17 protein-coding genes are annotated in these 19,758 nt (G+C 47.3%); 6 read left to right on the top strand and 11 right to left on the bottom strand.

The window, feature by feature from the left end; genetic code table 11:
- The first annotated feature begins 2 nt into the window (after window positions 1-2).
- Window positions 3-1,499 (top strand): carboxypeptidase M32, encoded by a 1,497-nt coding sequence (locus ESB13_RS11950; protein ID WP_129003566.1) that lies wholly within the window; start codon window positions 3-5, stop codon window positions 1,497-1,499.
- Between the two features lie 65 nt (window positions 1,500-1,564).
- Window positions 1,565-1,945, top strand: a complete 381-nt coding sequence (locus ESB13_RS11945) for a T9SS type A sorting domain-containing protein (protein ID WP_129003564.1) — start codon at window positions 1,565-1,567, stop codon at window positions 1,943-1,945.
- Window positions 1,946-1,948: 3 nt separating this feature from the next.
- Here ESB13_RS11945 and ESB13_RS11940 read toward each other — a convergent pair whose 3' ends face one another.
- Window positions 1,949-3,127, bottom strand: coding sequence for a class I SAM-dependent rRNA methyltransferase (locus ESB13_RS11940; protein ID WP_129003562.1), 1,179 nt, complete (start codon window positions 3,125-3,127; stop codon window positions 1,949-1,951).
- An 82-nt stretch (window positions 3,128-3,209) separates the two neighbouring features.
- Between ESB13_RS11940 and ESB13_RS11935 the strand changes: the two genes are divergently transcribed.
- The gene (locus ESB13_RS11935; RefSeq protein ID WP_129003560.1) at window positions 3,210-3,785 is read left to right on the top strand and encodes a nucleotide exchange factor GrpE; all 576 of its coding nucleotides are present in this window, start codon (window positions 3,210-3,212) and stop codon (window positions 3,783-3,785) included.
- Between the two features lie 18 nt (window positions 3,786-3,803).
- The gene (gene dnaJ, locus ESB13_RS11930) at window positions 3,804-4,982 is read left to right on the top strand and encodes a molecular chaperone DnaJ (RefSeq protein WP_129003559.1); all 1,179 of its coding nucleotides are present in this window, start codon (window positions 3,804-3,806) and stop codon (window positions 4,980-4,982) included.
- 86 nt (window positions 4,983-5,068) lie between these two features.
- Here the strand turns inward: dnaJ and ESB13_RS11925 are convergent, their stop codons facing one another.
- The 5 genes from ESB13_RS11925 to ESB13_RS11905 all read right to left on the bottom strand — a co-directional run bounded on the left by ESB13_RS11925 (window position 5,069) and on the right by ESB13_RS11905 (window position 10,813).
- The gene (locus ESB13_RS11925; protein ID WP_129003557.1) at window positions 5,069-6,853 is read right to left on the bottom strand and encodes a vWA domain-containing protein; all 1,785 of its coding nucleotides are present in this window, start codon (window positions 6,851-6,853) and stop codon (window positions 5,069-5,071) included.
- 33 nt (window positions 6,854-6,886) lie between these two features.
- Window positions 6,887-7,426, bottom strand: a complete 540-nt coding sequence (gene hpt / locus ESB13_RS11920) for a hypoxanthine phosphoribosyltransferase (protein WP_129003555.1) — start codon at window positions 7,424-7,426, stop codon at window positions 6,887-6,889.
- A 68-nt stretch (window positions 7,427-7,494) separates the two neighbouring features.
- Window positions 7,495-8,592: a glucosaminidase domain-containing protein gene (locus ESB13_RS23795; RefSeq protein WP_164974189.1), complete on the bottom strand. Its 1,098-nt coding sequence runs from the start codon at window positions 8,590-8,592 to the stop codon at window positions 7,495-7,497.
- Between the two features lie 11 nt (window positions 8,593-8,603).
- Window positions 8,604-9,248: an O-methyltransferase gene (locus tag ESB13_RS11910; protein ID WP_129003553.1), complete on the bottom strand. Its 645-nt coding sequence runs from the start codon at window positions 9,246-9,248 to the stop codon at window positions 8,604-8,606.
- Window positions 9,245-10,813, bottom strand: a complete 1,569-nt coding sequence (locus tag ESB13_RS11905) for a sodium:solute symporter (RefSeq protein ID WP_129003551.1) — start codon at window positions 10,811-10,813, stop codon at window positions 9,245-9,247. The genes ESB13_RS11910 and ESB13_RS11905 overlap by 4 nt, the downstream gene beginning before the upstream one ends.
- Window positions 10,814-11,020: 207 nt before the next feature.
- Between ESB13_RS11905 and ESB13_RS11900 the strand changes: the two genes are divergently transcribed.
- Window positions 11,021-11,413: a hypothetical protein gene (locus ESB13_RS11900; RefSeq protein ID WP_129003549.1), complete on the top strand. Its 393-nt coding sequence runs from the start codon at window positions 11,021-11,023 to the stop codon at window positions 11,411-11,413.
- A 32-nt stretch (window positions 11,414-11,445) separates the two neighbouring features.
- Window positions 11,446-11,997 carry an LOG family protein gene (locus tag ESB13_RS11895; protein ID WP_129003547.1) on the top strand — a complete coding sequence of 184 codons (552 nt, stop codon included), beginning with the start codon at window positions 11,446-11,448 and terminating at the stop codon, window positions 11,995-11,997.
- Here ESB13_RS11895 and ESB13_RS11890 read toward each other — a convergent pair.
- Genes ESB13_RS11890 through ESB13_RS11870 form a run of 5 tightly spaced genes read right to left on the bottom strand, consistent with a single transcriptional unit; the run spans window position 11,969 to window position 19,706 of the window.
- Window positions 11,969-12,583, bottom strand: a complete 615-nt coding sequence (locus ESB13_RS11890; RefSeq protein ID WP_129003545.1) for a hypothetical protein — start codon at window positions 12,581-12,583, stop codon at window positions 11,969-11,971. The genes ESB13_RS11895 and ESB13_RS11890 overlap by 29 nt on opposite strands.
- 18 nt (window positions 12,584-12,601) lie before the next feature.
- Window positions 12,602-14,023 carry an FAD-binding oxidoreductase gene (locus ESB13_RS11885; RefSeq protein WP_164974188.1) on the bottom strand — a complete coding sequence of 474 codons (1,422 nt, stop codon included), beginning with the start codon at window positions 14,021-14,023 and terminating at the stop codon, window positions 12,602-12,604.
- Window positions 14,024-14,049: 26 nt separating this feature from the next.
- Complete coding sequence (locus ESB13_RS11880) at window positions 14,050-14,856, bottom strand: class I SAM-dependent methyltransferase (RefSeq protein ID WP_129003543.1); 807 nt, start codon at window positions 14,854-14,856, stop codon at window positions 14,050-14,052.
- A gap of 60 nt (window positions 14,857-14,916) precedes the next feature.
- Window positions 14,917-15,948: a PorP/SprF family type IX secretion system membrane protein gene (locus ESB13_RS11875; RefSeq protein ID WP_129003541.1), complete on the bottom strand. Its 1,032-nt coding sequence runs from the start codon at window positions 15,946-15,948 to the stop codon at window positions 14,917-14,919.
- 35 nt (window positions 15,949-15,983) lie between these two features.
- Window positions 15,984-19,706, bottom strand: coding sequence for a DUF7948 domain-containing protein (locus ESB13_RS11870; RefSeq protein WP_129003539.1), 3,723 nt, complete (start codon window positions 19,704-19,706; stop codon window positions 15,984-15,986).
- Between the last annotated feature and the right edge of the window lie 52 nt (window positions 19,707-19,758).

Here is a 19,758-nt window from a genome sequence, read left to right as displayed (position 1 = left end):
AGATGATGATAGCATCCGACAGCCTTTACCAGCAATATAGCGATCATATGCGCCGTGTGGCAGACCTGCGTTATGCAGCTGCTGTTTTACAGTGGGACCAGGAAACTTATATGCCGCAGAAAGGCGCCGGAGCAAGAGCCCGGCAGTTGGCAACATTAAGTGAAACGGCACACGAATGGGCCACTGCTGCTGCATTTGAAAAGCTGGTATATGAATTACAACAGCGCGGCGATTTAAATGCCGTGCAACAAAGGAACATAGCATTGTCTTACGATGAGCTGGTGCGCCGTAAGAAACTGAGCGCAGCCTTTGTACGCCGTAGTTCAGAAGCGGTCTCCCGTGCTTTCCAGAGCTGGATAGCAGCGCGTAAGGCGAATGACTTCAAATTGTTCCAGTCTTCCTTATCCGAACTGGTCGGCCTGAAGGCCGAAGAAGCCGACCTGCTAGGGTATGAAGGCCATCCATACAACGCCCTCATTTATGAATATGAAAGATCTGCCTCAGTAAAGAGCCTCGATGCCCTTTTTGGCGCACTTATGCCCGCCTTGCAGCAACTGATCGATGCGGTAAGGCAGCAGCCGGAACCGGATACTTCTTTTCTTCAACAGAATTATCCAAAGGAGCAGCAATGGAAATGGGGAATGTATCTGGTAAAAGAATTAGGCTTTGATCTCGAAGCAGGCCGCCAGGACCTGTCCGAACATCCCTTTACCACTAATTTCAGTGCAAAGGATGTGCGTATCACCACCCGTATCGATGAAAACGACCTGGCGAATATGACCTGGAGCTGCATTCATGAAGTGGGCCACGCCTTATACGAACAAGGCCTTCCCAACGAAGAATATGGCCTGCCTTCAGGAGAATATGCCTCGTTGAGTATCCACGAGTCGCAAAGCAGGTTATGGGAAAACTGTGTGGGCCGCAGCCTGGTATTCTGGCAGCATTACCTGCCCGAATTAAAACGCTTTTTCCCTGAGCAGCTTAAAGAGGTCGATCCTGAACGCTTTTTCCGGGGAATAAATAAGGTAGAGCCTTCCCTTATAAGAACCGAAGCCGATGAATTAACCTATCACTCGCATGTATATATACGGTATGTGATAGAAAAGGAACTGATCTCCAGGGAATTGCCGGTAAAGGAAGTAGCTGCCCGCTGGAACGAACTCTATCGCGATCATCTGGGAGTAACAGTAAAAGATGATGTTACAGGTTGCCTGCAGGATGTGCATTGGAGCCATGGCAGTTTCGGTTATTTTCCAACCTATAGCCTTGGAAGCCTGTACGCCGCCCAGTTCTGGCACCAGGCACAACAGGTAATGCCGGCATTGAATAGCCAGCTCAACAATGTGCAACTGGCAGGACTGTTAAAATGGTTACGTACTGAGATTCATGCAAAAGGCAGGACGCTGGAAACTGAGGCTTTATGCCGTGAAGTGACAGGAGAGGGGCTCGACAGCCGCTTTTTTGTCGGTTATATCAGGCAAAAATTCATGCTACCTTAAAATTTTCCGGATTTTTTACTCAGGCACGATTATTTCGTAATTTTATTAAAGAAACACCACAGGATATGAGAAGAGCTTTACACGCATATTTTATACAAAAAACAGTAAAAAAAACACCCCTGTTGCTATTGATAGGGGTACTGTTGCTGGCATGCACTTCCTTTTATGCGGCAAGCTCCGAAGAGCCGTTTCTCAGTCCTAAACTGGTAAAATACTATCCCAACCCCGCCATTTCCTATATCAATTTTGAATTCCCCGGCGAAATAGACAAAAACTACAGCCTCGTTATTTTCAGCTTTGTTGGTAAGAAAATGACAGAAACGGCAATAGAGAACAACAAGATCGTTGTTCCCCTTGCCGGTTATTACAGAGGTCTGTATGTGTTTCAGCTAAAAGATAAGGCCGGCAGGATCATCGAAACCGGCCGGTTCCAGGTAATACAGTAACGGTTACCTGTCGCACACTTCCACGATCAGGAATTTAAGGTAATTGGTATTATCCATACCCCAGATGATCGGGTGATCACTGGCCTGTGCCTGGAAAGTTACCTGCCTTATGCGTTTACGGGCATCCTTGGCAGCCATATCTATGGTTTGCAGGAATAACTCGGGATGTACCAGGTTGGTACAACTGCTGGTTACAAGAAAACCACCGTTACGAACGAGCTTCATACCACGCAGGTTGATCTCCTTATACCCCGTGATGGCTTTCTGGATATTTTCACGGCTTTTGGTGAACGCCGGTGGGTCAAGCATTACTACATCATACTGGCGGCCATCTTTTACCCATTGCTTCAGCACGTCGAAAGCATTGACAGCTTCAAAACGGCAGATCTGGTCCAACCCATTCAGGGCAGCATTACGATTGGCCTGGGCTACGGCATTCTCGCTGATATCAAGCCCAAGTACACTTTTTGCCCCATAATGAGCAGCATGGATCTCGAAGGTGCCCGTATAAGTGAAAGCACCCAATACCTCGGCCCCCTTTACAATATGCTGTATGGCGCGGCGGTTATCCTGCTGATCAAGAAAATAGCCTGTTTTCTGACCATTTTCAAGATCTACATGAAAACGAAGCCCGTTTTCATTTATAATGATCTTAGGATCAAACGGTTCGCTCAAAAAGCCTTTTTGCTGTTGCAGCCCTTCCAGTTCTCTCACCGGAACATCATTTCTTTCGTAAATGCCTTTAGGCTCGAAAATTCGCTGCAGGGCGGCAATGATGGCTGGTTTCCAGTTGTCCATGCCCAGCGAAAGTGTCTGGATAACAAAATAATCGTTGAATTTGTCAATGATGAGCGCAGGCATCTCATCGGCTTCACCAAAAACCAGGCGGCAGTTCTCAGTATAACCGGTGCGCTGGCGGTATTGCCAGGCCTGGAGTATGCGATTATGGAAAAATTGCTCGTCAATAGCCTCCTTTTTACGGGTAAGCAGGCGAACAAGGATCTGTGATTTGGGATTTATATAACCTCTGCCGCAAAATTTCTCATCATGATAGTATACATCTACAATAGCACCGGGCTCAACAGCAGCATCGGTTACCTTCTCTACCTCATTGGCAAAGATCCAGGGATGGCCGTTAGCAACACGCGGAGCGATTTTTTTCTTCAGGAACACTTTTGTCATCCAGCAAAGGTACTGACAGTTTTTCCTTTATTTTGCCTTGGCAAAAAATTTGACCTTTGTACCTGACAACATTAATATGACTATGGAAGAGCAAGAATTGCAGCAAAATACAGATGCTACTGTTGAAAACACGGATGCCCAGGCTACTCAAACTGACGAAAATGCAGGCGCAGACAACGCTGCTGCTTCATCTGGTGACGTATCTGGCAGTGAACTCGAAAAATTGCAGGCCGAAGTGGCGGAGCAAAAAGACAAGTACCTGCGTTTAATGGCTGAATTCGATAATTTCAGAAGAAGAACCTCAAAAGAACGCCTCGAATTAATGCAAACCGCAGGTAAAGAAGTCATCGTTTCTCTGCTCGATGTATTGGATGATTGCGACAGGGCCGAAAAACAGTTACAGTCAGCAGGCGATCTGGCACAAGTCAAAGAAGGTATTCAGCTGGTTTTCCATAAGCTGAGAAGCACACTACAGGGAAAAGGATTGAAAGCCATGGAAAGCGTTCAATCCGAATTCGATGTAGAAAAACACGAAGCTATTACAGAAGTCCCGGTTCCCGATGAGTCGTTAAAGGGAAAAGTGATCGACGAAGTTCAAAAGGGTTACTACCTGAACGACAAAATCATTCGTTTTGCCAAGGTGGTAGTTGGCAAATAGTAATTACATAATATCCTAATGGCAAAGAGAGATTTTTACGAAATTCTGGGTGTAAGCAAAACGGCCGCTGCCGATGAGATCAAAAAAGCTTATCGTAAGGTGGCTATGCAATACCACCCGGACAGAAATCCCGGTGACAAAGAAGCTGAAGAAAAGTTTAAAGAAGCAGCAGAAGCTTACGAAATACTAAGTGACGCTGATAAACGCGCCAAATACGATCGTTTTGGCCATAATGCCTTCGGACCTGGTGCTGCAGGTGGCGGCGCTTACGGCGGAGCCGGCATGAACATGGATGACATCTTCAGCCAGTTCGGCGATATTTTTGGCGACGATATGTTCGGCAGCTTCTTCGGTGGCGGCGGTGGCCGTCGCGGCGGCGGAGGCGGCGGAAGAGCACGCGGCGTACGCGGCAGCAATCTTCGTGTGAAGATCAAACTCAACTACGAAGAAATGGCCAACGGCGTTTCTAAAACCATCAAAGTAAAGAAATACGTTAACTGTAATACCTGCGGCGGCAGCGGCGCCAAAGACAAAGGCAGCGTCCAAACCTGTGGCACCTGCGGCGGCAGCGGCCAGGTAAGACGCGTTACCAATACTTTCCTCGGTCAAATGCAGACCGTAACAACCTGTCCTGCCTGTAATGGTGAAGGTTCTACCATCACAGCCAAATGCGGCTCCTGTAAAGGAGAAGGCAGGGTTTACGGCGAAGAAATGGTAACCCTCGATATTCCCGCAGGTGTGCAGGAAGGAATGCAGCTAAGCCTCAGCGGTAAAGGTAATGCCGGAGAACGGGGCGGTATGCCGGGCGATCTTATCATTCTCATAGAAGAAGAAGCACATAAAGAATTACAACGCGATGGGCTGAATGTGGCCTACGACCTCTACCTTTCTTTCCCCGATGCCGTTTTCGGTACACAGGTAGAAGTACCCACCATCGACGGCAGGGCCAAAATCAAGATCCCGGCAGGTACGCAAAGCGGTAAGATCTTCCGCTTAAAAGGAAAAGGATTTCCCGATGTGAACAGCAGTTACACAAGAGGCGACCAGCTGATTCATGTGAACATCTGGACCCCTCAGAATGTGACGGCCGAAGAAAAAGATATGCTGGAAAAATTATCCGGTAGCTCCAACTTCCAGCCGCAACCAGGCAAAAATGAAAAGAGCTTTTTCGATAAAGTAAAAGAGGTGTTCAGTTAGAACACCTCTTTCGGTTTTTTAGTTGTTGTTCTCCTTTGGCTAATTATACTTTAGTTGTTGTTTGCTTTTTATAGAACAGCAGCTCCTTAATCTTTGTTGTTCCGTTTACGTTTTTTTCCGGAAGTATAGATCTTCCGGGCCTTATCTACCAACGTCAACAGCTCCTTGTCCAACACTGAATCGCTTTTGCGGTTAACATTCGCTACAATATTCCTTACATCATCCCAGGTGTAACCGGCTGCAAATTTAGAATGTTTTAATAATTCTCCAAACATTGCTACAGCAGCTGCCTGCTGTATAGCCGGATCGGTTTGATCAAAAGGTATAAAATTGGCAGGTACGCTAAACTGTTGCTTACGTGTATTGGTGTTGCCAGGTATTTTATATTGCAGCTTTATGGTGCCGTAACGGCCAGCAACGATAACATCGCTTCCTTCAGGAGCCACATTCTTCGCTACCGGAACAATTTCAAAAATAGCTACAAGGGAATGCCCCGACCCAACTTCGCCACCCTCCAGTTGGGCAGTACTATCGTTTAACGCCTCCATTCTGTTATCGAAACCTATAAGCCGGTAAGAAGAAACCATACGCGGATTGAAGCTGATATGCAGGAACGCATCATTGGCAACAGCATACAGTGTTTTGGTGAACTCCTTTATCAATACCTTTTCCGCTTCATTCATATTATCCAGGTAGGCAAAATTGCCATTGCCTCTTTTGGCAAGTGTTTCCAGCTTGCTGTCTTTGTAGTTGCCCATGCCCAATCCAAGACAGGTAAGATAAATACCCGACTGGCGCTGCTGTATAATAAGCTCTTCAAGGGCCTTTTCGCTCGACTCCCCTACATTGAAGTCCCCGTCGGTAGCCAGTATCACCCTGTTATTACCATTGGGATTGAACGATTTTGCCGCCTCGGCATAAGCCGCTTTAATAGCGCCCGCACCGGGCGTATCGCCATTGGGCGCCAGCAGGTCTATCGCATCATTGATCTTTTTCTTGTCAGCCCCGGAAGTAGGTGCCAGCTTAACGCCAATATCACCGCCATATACTACGATGGCAAGCGTATCTATAGGCCGGAGATTCTCAACCAGTAATTTGAATGCAGATTGTATCAGGGGTAACCTGTTGGGCTTGTCCATCGATCCCGAAACATCTATCAGGAATACCAGGTTGGAAGGTGGAAGATTGGTGAGGTCAACCTTGGGGGCCTTGAGGTTAATAAAAAGCAACTGGTTGGTCTTGCTCCAGGGAGCCGATGTCACCTGGCTGAGGCAGGTAAAGCCTTTTGCAGGTAATATATCACCTTCCTCCTCTGGCAGCTTAAAGTTGAAATAGTTCAGCATTTCCTCGATCCGTACCGCATCAGGTGGAACAAAGCTGCCGCTTTTAACCATACGCCTTACATTGCTGTAAGAAGCCCGGTCTACATTTAACGCGAATCCTGTTTCGGGATATTCGGCGCAGGTTACAAAGTCATTTTGTATCTGCCTGCTATAACTCTCGTTCGAAGGAACGAAACTGTATCGCCCCGATGCCAGCAGGTTCTTTGTCACAGACGATAAATGCATGGGAGGCGGTTGTGTTGCCGGCAGGCATTTGAGAACAAACTGCTGGAACTGGCTGGTATTGACAGCGGTTTTTAATAACTGGTATCCCTCCGCTTCCAGTATGATGGTATCTACCCGCAGAGAACTGGGAATGCCGCAACTGCCGGAAAACAAGCCTATATATCCTTTGGAAAAAAGGTTGATCTTAACATTCGGGAGCGGTTTGCCATGCTCATCATTTATAGTGCCGCGGATATAGTATTGCGCCCGGCCGGTAAATGATAGGATAATGGAGGTTAATATAACAAGCAACAATTTTTTCACGCTGAGGGAGTCTGGGTAAAAACTAAAATTAGCTTAATCCTGGGATAGTTGGTAGATCTCCGGCAGATTTCTGCCTAAGCCATCATAGTCAAGTCCATAGCCAACCACAAACTTGTCGGGGATAGAAAAACAGCAGTAGTCGATCTGTACCGGGAACACGGTCGCTTCAGGCTTATGCAGCAATACTGCTATCTTAAGCGAAGCAGGCTGCTGGTTGGTGATCTGCGGAAGAAACTGGTTCAGGGTTTTGCCGGTGTCAATAATATCCTCCAGGATAATGATATCCCTGCCGGTAATGTCGGTATCCAGGCCTATGGCAGTGATAACATGACCGGTAGACTTGGTTCCCTTATAAGATGCCAGCTTGATAAAGCAGATCTCAGCGTCTATGGTAAGGTACTTGAACAGGTCAGAGGCAAACATGAACGATCCGTTCAAAACAGCGATAAAAAGCGGACGCTTGCCGGCATAATCAGTATTCAGCTGGTCTGCCAGTGTCGCAATATGTTGTTGAATATCCTGTGCAGTAAGGTAAGAAGTGAACTTTTTATCGCGGACCTGTATCAATGACATAGAAATAGTTTATAGGTAATATCCAATATTCCGGGCGTCAAAAATACGGTCCTAAACTGTTTTAATGTCTACTTTTTATTTTTTGCAAGAACTGTGGGGGCAACGGTTCGTAAATAAACCTTTTCTCCTGTCTTAGGCTGCTGGCCCTTTACAAGGTGATTGTAAAGCATCAGGCTTTCAAGACGAACGCCTTCCAGTTGGGCAATTGTCTCGATGGTTTCACCTGTGGTCACTACATGAAAGTCTTTGCTGCCTTTTTTAGGCTTTTTCTCCAGGTACACCAGCTGGCTGCTTTCCAGGATGTCCTTTTCCTCCATCTCATTAAACTCCAGCAGCTTTTTGTAGGTAACATTATGATTATTGGCCAGCGCGAAAAGGGAAGTGCCGGAACTGGCATAGATAACACTGGTTTCATTGATCTTGAATAATCCGGAAGGATAGCTTGCCGCAGCCACAGCAGGTTTTACCGGGGCAGCAACGGCAACTGGTGCTGTTGTTTCAGAATCTTCAGGCTGGCCGTTGGCCGCCGCTTCTTCTTCCTGTTCTGCGGCTGCCTGTACACTGTTTATCCCGGCAGGGGTCATTACCGGCGCACCGGCAGGAGTAGTTGTACGGGTAGCGAAAATATCGTCCTGTTTCGCTTCGGCCGGAATGCCGTTCAAAGCCAGCAGGGTATATTGCTGAAGGTTGTTGTCTACAATTATTTTTACCAGCATCTGTGCATAGGCAGGATTGGTGGCATAACCAGCCTTACGCAACCCCTTGGCCCAGCCCTCGTAATTGGTTGGATCCAGTTGGAAAAGAAACGCATAAGGCGCCCTGTTTCTCAGGAAATCGGAATGATCCCTGTACGACTCCTCTGCACTGATATAACTGCGGAAACATTCGCCTTTCTCATCATCGTCGTGGTACACTTTACCACCTTTCCATTCTGTTTTACACTTGATACCGAAATGATTATTGGAAGATTTTACCAGCACACTTTGCCCAGCCTGGGTTTCCAGTATACCCTGGGCAAGCGTAATGGAAGCGGGAACCCCGGAACGGATCATTTCTTTCACCGCCAGGTCTTTGTAAGCCGCAATATAAGTAGCCACAGCGTCAGCCTGTGCTTTTACCATTAGCGCCAGGCATATGGCGCTAAACATACAGATCAATTTCTTCATCCGGTAAGTTTTTATTTCTTTCTCACAAGCATTAGTCCGTCACGTACCGTTAAAAACACCTGCTCAGTACGTATATCCTCACGCACATGCTTATTGAAAGCATCAATGGCCTTCGCATTTTTGCCCTTAAGAGGCTCCTGAAGCACCTGGCCATGAAATAATACGTTATCGGCAATTATAATGCCTCCCTGCTCTAAACGTGGTAATACCATTTCGTAGTATGCGATATAGTTAACTTTATCTGCATCTATAAAAACAAGATCCCATGTATAGGGCAGTGCCGGAATAATATCCAAAGCGTTGCCGGTGTGCAAAGTTATCAGATTCTGCATGTTGGCAAGCCGAAAATTTTCCCTTGAAGTAGTGGCATCCGCCTCCCGCAGCTCGATGGTATGTAATTGCCCGCCTTCCTGTAACCCTTTTGCGAGGCAAACGGCGCTGTAACCCGTAAAACTGCCGATTTCCAATATCTGCCTGGGCCTCAGCATCTTACTAAGCATCTCCAGCAGCCTGCCCTGCACATGCCCGCTAAGCATATGCGGTTGGGCATGACCGGCATAAGTAGCCGCATTAATTTTTTGTAACACGGCATCCTCAGGGCTGGTGTGACTGCCAGCATAATTTTCTGCATCAGGATGTACTAAAACCGGGTTCATACTGCTGCTGCTGTTGTGGCATTTGCCGGTTTGGAAATGAGTAATAAGCCCAGGTAAGTAAATAAACCATTGATTAACAACAATTCAATGCCAATCTGGTAACCATTGAACAGGGCTTTGGCATTGTGCGATAGAAAATACGATAAAACAGGAGCGATCAGGCAAACAGCCGTCACCCAAAGCGAATTGGGAAGCCCCCTCCTCGTGAAAATACCAAAAGCAAATAACCCCAGCAACGGACCGTAAGTATATCCCGCCAGGTCAAGAATGATATCGATGATACTGTTATTGTTCAGGAAATAATATACCATCACACATAACAGGAAGATGATCGCGAAACTCAGGTGTACCGTCAAACGTACTCTTTTCTTTCCTTTTTCACCAAGTTCTTCCCGCTGCTGCAGTCCAAGCATATCGATGCAGAAAGAAGAGGTGAGCGCGGTCAGCGCACCATCGGCGCTGGGAAATAATGCCGAGATCAGTGCAATGATGAATATGACGCTGATCGCCGGTGGAAAATAATTCAGCGCCAGCGTAGGGAAGATCTTGTCTCCTATGACATTGGTGGAATGCCCTATATCGCTGGTATGGGCCACAATAAATTGCTTTACAGGAGCCCCGTTCACCACTGCATCGGTATAAGTGCCGCCTATGCTGCCCGCATACAGGTATAATAAGCCGCCCAGCATCAGGAACAGGAATAATACCCCCGTCATAACTACCGCCATGGTAACAACGTTCTTCTGCGAATCGCCAAGCCTTTTCACACTAATGTTCTTCTGCATCATTTCCTGGTCCAGCCCCGTCATCGATATGGTGATAAAGGCGCCCCCTATGATCTGCTTCAAAAAAAAGCCTTTGCTGTTTACATCGGTATTGAACACATTCAGGTAGCCCTTCTGCTGCATCTGGCTTAGCGCTTCGCCACCGCTCAAATGCAGTTGCTGCAGTATATATACAACACATACGATCAGTCCTATGATCATCAGAGAGGTTTGCAATGTATCGGTATAAACGATGGTTTTCACGCCGCCCTCAAAAGTGTACAGCAGTATCATAAGCAGGATAACGGCGGCTGTTACCACAAACGGCACCCCCATTTTATCAAGAATGAAGAACTGCAGGATATTGATAACAAGATAAAGCCTGGCGGTAGCGCCTACGGTACGGCTGATGATAAAGAATAAAGCCCCCGTTTTATAGGCAATATTTCCAAAACGATGCTGCAGATAATTGTAAATGGAAGTGAGCTGCATCCGGTAATACAGCGGCAGTAACACAAAAGCAATAACGCAGTAGCCGATAAGATAACCTATGGTCACCTGCATATACGCAAAACCCTTGAAACTGCCCCCCGCAACATCACCAACGCCCCCCGGCACGCTCACAAACGTGACACCGCTCAGCGAAGTTCCTATCATCCCAAACGCAACAAGCATCCAGTTACTGTTGCGGTTGCCTATAAAAAACGATTCATTGTTCGAGTTACGCCCCGTATACCAGGCAACAACAAGCAGGATCACGAAATACGCAATGACAAAAGAGAACAGCAATAGTGGTGACATATAAATATTCCTGATGATGGTGAATAACAAATATCAATAAAACTGAGGTTTTTTGCAATTTATCATTCCTGTTTATGCGTTTTTGTGCAGGATTGTGTTTGGGGGCCTCTTGCTTTATCTTTGTTTACACCGAAAATACGGTTGAACGCTTGTATTTTGAAGATAATTTGTTATATATTGGTTTCCATTAATAGCTATCAGCAAGTTATGAATGATAACCACGGCCCTTTTACACTCAAACGGCGCAGGCGCATCCCGGTACAGGATCCGCAGCCACCTGTTGAATTTACCGAAAACGCAAATGCAGCAAAGCTCCACGACCTGCAAATGAAAGCCCAGGCTTTTGAAGAGCGCAACAAAAAACTAACAGAACGCATAGAATCATATAACCTGCAGGTGCAACAGGCAAACAGCAAAACCATTCAGCTCGAACGCAAGATCAAAGGCGTTTTGCTGCACGTAAAAACAACGGCGGAGCAGCAGTCTATCCCCGGTGCCCGCCCCAAAGGCAGTTTGCAGGAGCAGGAATTGGAACTGCTGCGCTGGAAGCTCTCGGTGATCGAGAAGTATATGCGCGGAATATTCCCTGAATTTGTGTGACCTGTTGTATTATTGCGCCTCAATTCCCATGTATGGCATACAAAGCAGTGGCAGTATTTTGCGGCTCCCGCAAGGGCGCATCTCCCTTATATGAACAACACGCTGCCGAACTGGGCAGCCTGTTGGGACAACGGAAAATTACGCTTATCTACGGCGGGGGAAACAAAGGATTGATGAGTGCCTTAGCCAACGCCGCCATGCATGCCGGAGGCAAGGTGGTAGGCGTAATGCCCGAAGCATTGGTGGCAATGGAAAACCAGCACGAAGGCATCAGCGAGTTGCATGTGGTGGAAGACTTACCCGCCAGGAAACAAATGATGTACGACCTCGCCGATGCCGCTATTGTATTACCAGGAGGTTATGGCGTGCTCGATGAAATGTTCGAAATGCTTACCTGGAACTCAGGAACGGTTTACCAGAAAAAAATAATCCTGCTGAATACAGCAGGATATTATAATCATATTATCGGCCACATCAATCACCAGCAATTACAGGGGTTTTTATACGAAGACTGGCGCGACCGCCTGAAAGTGTACAATACCCCGATTGAAATCGTTAACGATTTTGATGCAGGTAAAAGTTAAAGCCCGCCCGTAAAATAGGAATAAAACTTCCGTCATAGTTCCTGTAAGGTGAGTTCTTATCCTTGTTTACATCAAATAACAAGGCAATGTAGTAAGAGCTTTGCCCTATTATCCGCTGGCCATAGCCAATACCTGCCAGCAGGCTGGGCGCACTGGTCGTATACTTTTCATCGGCATAACCAGGCGTTTTGTAGGTAGTGGAACTCCAGTTGTATTCAGGTTGCAACTGAACAAACAGGTTGCGGATAGGATATAACCGCGTAAATACACCGCCGCCATAGTTGAATGTATTCTGTTTAATATCGCCGCCCCCGGTGTAGTTCCACTTATTACTGGTATAGTTGATGTTGAAAGCCAGACCCGCATCTATCCACTCCGAAAAGCTGTAGCCGATTTCAGGGTTGCCGCCAATATTGAAATAGTTGGAACCAAATCCAAGACTCAGGCTTCCACCTATAAAAATGTTATTGGTCTGAAAACCTTCCCCGGAACCGCTTCCGCTTTCATACGTAGGCGGCAGCCCTTGTTGTGCCTGCAATTGGGTAATACCCAGCAATAAACCTAAAACCAGTAATGTCTTTTTCATTTTATCTTCTTTTAGGGGTTATGCTATATCAAAGATCTTCCCGGCATTGAGAATGTTGTTCGGATCAAAAGCTTTTTTGATCTCCCGCATCAGTCTCAGATTTGCCTCCTGGAATACGATATTCATATAACCTTTTTGAATAAGTCCTATGCCATGCTCACCGCTGATGGTACCGCCAAGGCTGTACACCAGTTTAAACAGTTCGCTAAGTATGAATTGCATTTCGTCGTTACCATGACTGTTGGGTATACCGTCTTTATGGATACGTACATGAAGATTACCGTCTCCGGCATGACCATAGCATACGGCATGAAAGTCATGCTTTTTGCCAAGCGCCTTCACCCCTTTAATAAGGGCAGGCAATTCTGCACGGGGAACAACAGTGTCTTCCTCGATAGTATAACCACTGCTCTTCACCGCTTCGGCTACACGGCGGCGTAGCTTCCATAGCTCCGCTTTTTGCTGGGCATCATCGGCGAAAAAGATCTCTCCGGCTTCAAAATCCTGCAATAAAGTGGCGATGGCTTCCATTTCGCTCATCAGTACATCAAGATTGTTACCGTCTACTTCAATGATCAGGTGGGCTGCAATATCATCGTTTACCGGTACCACATGGCTGTCAACCATCTTGCTTACAATCTTCAGCGCATCGATCTCTGCAAGCTCCATAGCGCTTGGCACAAAGCCCGCACGGAAGATCGCGCTGACCGCTTCGCTGGCTTTTTCAAGCGATGCAAACGGCGCCAGCATCAGCAGGTCATATTTCGGTAAGGGTATAAGTCGTAATACGATCTTGGTAACAATACCAAGCGTGCCTTCACTGCCCACCACCAGCTGGGTAAGATTATAACCCGTAGAATTCTTTAATACATTGGCGCCTGTCCAAATGATCTCGCCGGTAGGCAGCACCACTTCCAGGTTCAGCACATAATCTTTGACCACGCCATACTTTACAGCCTTCGGACCACCACTGTTTTCGGCAATATTACCGCCTATAAAACAGGAGCCGCGGCTGCTGGGATCAGGAGGATAGAATAAGCCCTTTTCCTTTACTGCATTCTGAAGCACCTCCGTAATAACACCCGGTTCGGTTGTTATCTGCAGGTTTCTTTCGTCTATTTCAAGAATGGAATTCAGTCGTTCTGTGGCCAGTAATACACCGCCAAGATGTGGTAAGGCGCCGCCGCTCAAACCGGTACCGCCGCCGCGCGGGGTTACAGGGATGCCATATTCATTGCATAATTTCATGATAGCGCTGATTTCTTCAGCAGTACGCGGCTTTACCACTACGTCGGGCAAATACAGCAGATGTTCTGTTTCATCATGCCCATAATACTTTACAGAGTCGGCATCAACGAATACAAATTCGTCGCCAACAATTTCCTTTAAAGCAGTTAGATGTTCGGTTGTTATTTTTCCTCTTTCCACAACGGATACCATTCCTTTTTTTTGATTAAAAATAAACCCTAATTGCGAGATGTCGTAACATTCTTATCGGCAATCAGGTAGTAAACACAGGTGGTGATATAATTTCTCAGGTAGGGTATATGTGTAATGAATGGGAACTGCTTTCTTACCTTCCAGCCAAATTTCCATTCATAAATAGGGTTAATAAGGAAATGGGTCTTATTCACAATATTGTAGCCCTGCTCACGCGCTATACGCTCGAATCTTTCTATCGAAATACGGGTATCCCTTATCTCCAGCAGATCATTCACAGGTTGATTAAAACGCTTCAATATGCCTTTATATATAAAACGCGGCAACAAATGATACCAGGGCAGCTTGCTCAGCCATTTATGAGTGCACATCTGCTGATGTCCGCCAAATGGCATTTGCCAGGGCGGAAAGCCAAAGAAAATGGTGCCGCCTGGCTTAAGGAACTGCTTCATCCAGCCGATAAGGCGGGGCTGGTCATGAATATGCTCGATCACATCTTTCAGGAGAATAATGTCAAAAGCGCCGCCAAGGTCTTTCTCGGCGTCGGTATCAAAAATGTCTTTCGTGATAAAATGGATCTTGCCGGCTTCAATATCTTCCTTCAGCCACAGCTTGCCGTTTTCTATACGTTGCGCATCAAACTCAACGCCTATGCCGGTACAGCCTTTATCGGTGAATGCTTTCAGAACGCCGCCTTCGCCACAGCCTATTTCCAGCACCCGCATACCGGGCTTAACAGGAAATACCTCGTTAATGAATGGGATCACATGCTGGGCCGCATTAGCTATCTGTATGTCAAAATATCTTTTCCTGTCGGCGTGAAATTCGAACATGAAAGGGGTTTGTTTGTCGCAAAGTACGTAACATGAAGCAAACAAACCGCAGCCGTTCTGCTAAAACTTGACGGTGGGACATTTTATTGGTTTAGTGGCATTGAAAAGCCCCGTTTTAACGAGCGAGAACTCGTACGCCCCCTTGGTTTGGTTATACGACTTCAGCGACGACGTAGTAGCATCATAATTGATAGTGAGTTTCAGATCGTTCCACTGGTAACCCGCCATAGGTATAAATGCTTCATCCTTACGGTAATACAGGCCCCCGATCAATTGTGCCGAACCATCGCCGCTGAGGTTGTAATTGGCATTCAGCCCCAGTACCACCTCTGTGGCGTTCGTCATACGGCTATAGTAAACATTCGGGTTGATGATCCACTTGTCATTTAATTTAACGGCAGCATTCACGAAGAAGTTGTAACGCATATTAAGCTGGGCGTCAACAGACGTTGCCGAAAAAAAGGACTCTTTCGGCCGGTTCAGGTGCATTACGCTGGCGCCCGCGTTCAGGTAAACCTTGTCATTCGGGAAATAAGCATAGTTCATACCCACATTCAGGTCAAAATAACCAACCGCAGAATAGGCAAAAGGCTCATTGTTGGGCAGCGTGATATCGAAGAAATCACCATTCCATTGATTGTCGAAAGTAAGTTTCGACAGATCAACCCTCTTGTTCACCCAACCCCCGCTGAAGCCCGCGCTAAGCAAACTGGCCAGTCCCAGCATCTGGTGATAGGCTACAGAGCCATAGATCTTGGTAGAAGTAAGATTACCACTGCCCGCCACATCGCGCAGCAGCGAGCCACCCACACCCAGCCAGCCGCTTTCAAAACGGTCGTTGAACAGCTGCATATCGCCCCAGGCGCTCATGGTTTTATAGGGATTATTGGTAATATTCGACCACTGGTTCCGGTAGTTGATACCGGCCCGCCAGTCGACATCCGGTGCAAAACCAGTGTTTGCAGGATTCACAAGCAGGGGCGAATTAAAATACTGCGAAAAATGCAGGTCCTGCGCCCCGGCAGATAACACGAATGTCATCGCGGCTACAAGCGCAAACGCTGCTTTTTTCCAGTGTGATGAACTAGGCATATCTCTAATCTTTTTACTTCAATAAATCTGCTGCATCACCTCAATAAGGTGATATCGCCTTTTTTCTGATAACGTCTTCCGTCCGAAAATTCTACGTCTGCAATAAAGCCATACACATCCTGGGGCTGCAGCGCTCCCTTATAGCGACCGTCCCATCCGGGATCTTTGGCGCTGATCGACTCATACATCAATACTCCCCACCTGTTGTAAATGCGGAATACCATACGCGCCACACCATAACCACGCAAACGCACATAATCATTGATGCCATCGCCGTTGGGCGTAAACGCTGTTGGCACGTCTACCAGCGGCTCTATAATAGCCGAAACCTGCTGTTCTGCCGTATCGCGGCAGCCATACTGGTTCGTCGCGATCAGTGAAACAGTATATTCCCCGCTTTCATTATAGATATGTGAGATAACGGTATCACGTTTGGTGGTTGCAACGCCTTCCGCATCGCCAAATGACCAGATATACGACACGGCGCCGGATGAGGTATTGGTGAAGGTATAAGGCGTATTCTTAACCGGTTGCGTAGGCGTGAAAGTAAAGCCCGCAACAGGATTGGGACTTACCGTAACAGTGAACGGCGCCGAAACATCCGTTACGTTACAGGTGGTAGGATCAGTGGCTGTAAGTGTTACCGTATATGTGCCCGGTTGTGCATAAGTATGTGACGGATATTCTTCGGTAGAAGTGGTGCCGTCTCCAAAATTCCATAAAAAGCTTTGCCCGCCGAGTGAGGTGTTGTTGAACACCGCCGTATAAGGATGGCATCCTGATGCAGGTGTTTCAAACTGCGCCTTTACATTGATAGCGATCCTGATCTGCTGCACAACAGAATCCGGGTAATTACAGTAACTGGTATCCACCAGCCGCAGCGCCACATTATAAGTGCCTGCACTGGCATATTGGTGCACAAAAGGTGTAGTAAGACTTTGTCTCGTTAAAATAGTGCCGTCGCCCATGCTCCATACGAACGAAGTGTCGAGGAAAGGTTTGGAAGGCGCCGTAGAAGTGTTCGTGAATTCATAATTCAGCTGATCGCACGGAGGCGTTAACTTCCGGTAAGTGAAACCAAGATCAGCCCTGTTATCACCTGCTTTAATCTCGATATACGCCGTATCGGAAATATTACAGGAAGAAGGGTCTGTTGCTATCAGCCGCACACGGTAAATGCCAACAGCGGTATAAGTATGACTTGTCGATGGGGTAGTGGTGGTAACCTCGGGACTGTTATCTCCAAAGTTCCAGGTATATGTTTTCGCAATACCGATAGTATCCCTGAAATCAACCGTAAGTGGAATACAGCCGCTTTTCTTTACAATGCCGTTTACCGAAGCCCTGATGGAAGTGCCCACCCCGGCAAGGTTAAAGGCAATTTTCAGCGCGGCCAGGTTACAGCCTCTTCCGCCCAATGCTTTATTGGTATTCGACCATACACCTGTAGTGGTGGGAAAGCGCGCACCTCCCGCACAGTTGGCGCAGATAGATTGATAAATGATCCCCTGCTTGTCGAAACGCGCAGTACCACCATCCACATGATCTCCCATACCACCGGTCTGGCCAAACATGGTTCCGTATAACTGGCTGGTGGCATCCTTTTTCAGGACAAAGAAGTAAAAATCACTGCCGTCCCTGGAGTTGTCGTTAGGCACTGCAGCATCTGGCGTTGTGGTAAGTCCGCGTGTGCCGCTGTTTTGGTTATAACCACTGCTCATGGTGATACCTCCGCCCCAGCCCGATACATACACATTCTCACAACGGTCTACCAGGAAGGCGGTAGGAGAGATGCTGGGCGTTGTTCTGTTGGGGCCAAACGTAGTGGAATACTGGTAAGCCGTAAGATCTGCATTCAGCTTGCTGATAAAATGTTTACCATTGGCCTCTACAAACGCCGCATTCTGAACCGGCCAGCTGCCGGTAGTAGTGCCCATGATAAACGGATCGCCTACTCTGTTGAATTGTATCCCGAAAATGAGATCATTGGCGCCGGTACCGAAATAAGACGACTTGATAAGCTGGCTGCCGTCATTGCTTACAATGCTCACAAAACCGTCATCATCACCGCCCTGGTAGCTGCTTTGAAGAACAGCCCCGTTTTGTGTACCGGGGAAATTGAGGCTGGTAGTGCCGCCCGCTACATAAATGTTTTTAGTGGTAGGATGTAATGCCAGTACAAAAGCCGCATCATCTTTCGAGCCGCCAAGAAAACTGCTGAAAAGAATGTTCTTGACATTTGGACTGGTCTTTATAAGCACACCATCCTGTCCGCCGCCCATAGTAGTTTGAAAGGCATTGGCTGTAGTACGGAAATTGCCCGACTGCGTTTGCGCCGCCAGGTAAATATTGTCTTCGTCATCCAGTATCACCTCACTTCTCGCATCATCACCATAATTGGGACGAAGCGGGAAAGAGCCGGCGCTGGTATATTTCGGAATAATGTTCACGCCATCCGATGCAGTGCCGCCTATCCTCCGCGAGCCAATCAGGGCAGAGCCGGTTTCATTCAGCTTGGTGATGAAAATATCAAAACCACCACCCGGTCCCCAGGTAGTGTCTGTTTGCGGAAAATTCGAGGAGCTGGTCCTGCCCGCAATAACCAGGTTATTCTTCTGGTCTACGATCATACTGTGGGGCTGCTCGTTACCCGAGCCACCCAGTAACGTAGCATAAATAAGACTGCGGCCCGAAGGATTGAATTTCATAATGGCAATATCACAGGGCGCACTGTTATCGCTCCGGTCACCTCCGCCAAACTGGGTTTGATAAGCCCCGTTCGTAACAGGAAACAGATCACCGAAAACAATACCGCCGGCATAGAAATTACCCAGGCCGTCGTACGTTGCCGTAAATCCCCAGTTGTCCGATGTACTGCCCGAGAAGGTGGCGAATATCACGGTAGGATCGATCACCAATGTTGAGGCGGCATCGTAATTGCCTACCTTGAACTTCAGAATGTTACCGCTTACCATATACGATGCATCCACCGTTTTTCTTCCTGCACCGCCCAGTTCATAAGTGTAAGGCGCACGTTCGGTAACATCACCTGTAGTTGTTTTTATCTTCAGCTCTCCCTTTTTCACTTCCAGTTTATCGGCGCCGTCGAACTGCATGATAATATCACTCACATTACCACCCGGGTTCACAATGATATCGTACTTCAGGAACTCGTTGTCGGTATAATAGCGGATATCGATGTTCGGGTAAATATTCTTGTAGGTAACAGCCTGGAAAACCTTACATCCCGATGCCCATTTCGAAGAATCGGAACCCAGGAAGTAATTGTAATATCCTTCGGTAGGTTTGTCTTTAATAATCGTTGGCGTGGTAGAAGCCCCCAGAAAAGTTACCTCATAGGCATGAGAACGAACTACCAATGGTGGTGTTGTACCGCCACTGCCGGGAGCGCCACCGGCAGTGCCGCCTTCTCCCGCATGGTCATCGCCTGAACGAAGCGCGCTTTGCTGCGCATGCCCTCCCGACGATCCTCCCTGCGAAGAACCGGCATTACTGGCGCTGCCATGCGAATGCCCCGTATAATATTCTGATAGCGCAACCAGGTCGGCTGCATTGTGTTGTACTATCTTATAGCCTGCCGTCTGTAAGTAAAAACTGCCGTTGGGAATATTGCCCTTAAACTTAACGCGTTCATTCCACTGACCTTTGTTTTCTATAAATTCATAATATTGAGCATCTGCAGTCCGCACTGCCAGCAACAGCAAAACAAAGCCGGTTATCCTGGTAAAGGTTTTCAAGCTGAATGAATTTTTATAAGCTAATAACTAAAACGTTGTACGATGCTAAAAT

Origin of the sequence: Filimonas effusa, from assembly GCF_004118675.1 — a bacterium.
Taxonomy (GTDB): Bacteria; Bacteroidota; Bacteroidia; order Chitinophagales; family Chitinophagaceae; genus Filimonas; species Filimonas effusa.
This window is presented reverse-complemented; position numbering and strand designations above follow the sequence as displayed.

Bases quoted from the DNA above. Each gene is read 5' to 3' on its own strand.
- ESB13_RS11935 (WP_129003560.1), top strand. From the start codon at position 3,210: ATGGAAGAGCAAGAATTGCAGCAAAATACAGATGCTACTGTTGAAAAC.
- ESB13_RS11940 (WP_129003562.1), bottom strand. From the start codon at position 3,127: ATGACAAAAGTGTTCCTGAAGAAAAAAATCGCTCCGCGTGTTGCTAAC.
- ESB13_RS11905 (WP_129003551.1), bottom strand. From the start codon at position 10,813: ATGTCACCACTATTGCTGTTCTCTTTTGTCATTGCGTATTTCGTGATC.
- ESB13_RS11900 (WP_129003549.1), top strand. From the start codon at position 11,021: ATGAATGATAACCACGGCCCTTTTACACTCAAACGGCGCAGGCGCATC.
- ESB13_RS11880 (WP_129003543.1), bottom strand. From the start codon at position 14,856: ATGTTCGAATTTCACGCCGACAGGAAAAGATATTTTGACATACAGATA.
- ESB13_RS11885 (WP_164974188.1), bottom strand. From the start codon at position 14,023: ATGGTATCCGTTGTGGAAAGAGGAAAAATAACAACCGAACATCTAACT.
- ESB13_RS23795 (WP_164974189.1), bottom strand. From the start codon at position 8,592: ATGAAGAAATTGATCTGTATGTTTAGCGCCATATGCCTGGCGCTAATG.
- ESB13_RS11950 (WP_129003566.1), top strand. From the start codon at position 3: ATGATGATAGCATCCGACAGCCTTTACCAGCAATATAGCGATCATATG.
- ESB13_RS11875 (WP_129003541.1), bottom strand. From the start codon at position 15,948: ATGCCTAGTTCATCACACTGGAAAAAAGCAGCGTTTGCGCTTGTAGCC.
- ESB13_RS11910 (WP_129003553.1), bottom strand. From the start codon at position 9,248: ATGAACCCGGTTTTAGTACATCCTGATGCAGAAAATTATGCTGGCAGT.
- ESB13_RS11890 (WP_129003545.1), bottom strand. From the start codon at position 12,583: ATGAAAAAGACATTACTGGTTTTAGGTTTATTGCTGGGTATTACCCAA.
- ESB13_RS11945 (WP_129003564.1), top strand. From the start codon at position 1,565: ATGAGAAGAGCTTTACACGCATATTTTATACAAAAAACAGTAAAAAAA.
- ESB13_RS11895 (WP_129003547.1), top strand. From the start codon at position 11,446: ATGGCATACAAAGCAGTGGCAGTATTTTGCGGCTCCCGCAAGGGCGCA.
- dnaJ (WP_129003559.1), top strand. From the start codon at position 3,804: ATGGCAAAGAGAGATTTTTACGAAATTCTGGGTGTAAGCAAAACGGCC.
- hpt (WP_129003555.1), bottom strand. From the start codon at position 7,426: ATGTCATTGATACAGGTCCGCGATAAAAAGTTCACTTCTTACCTTACT.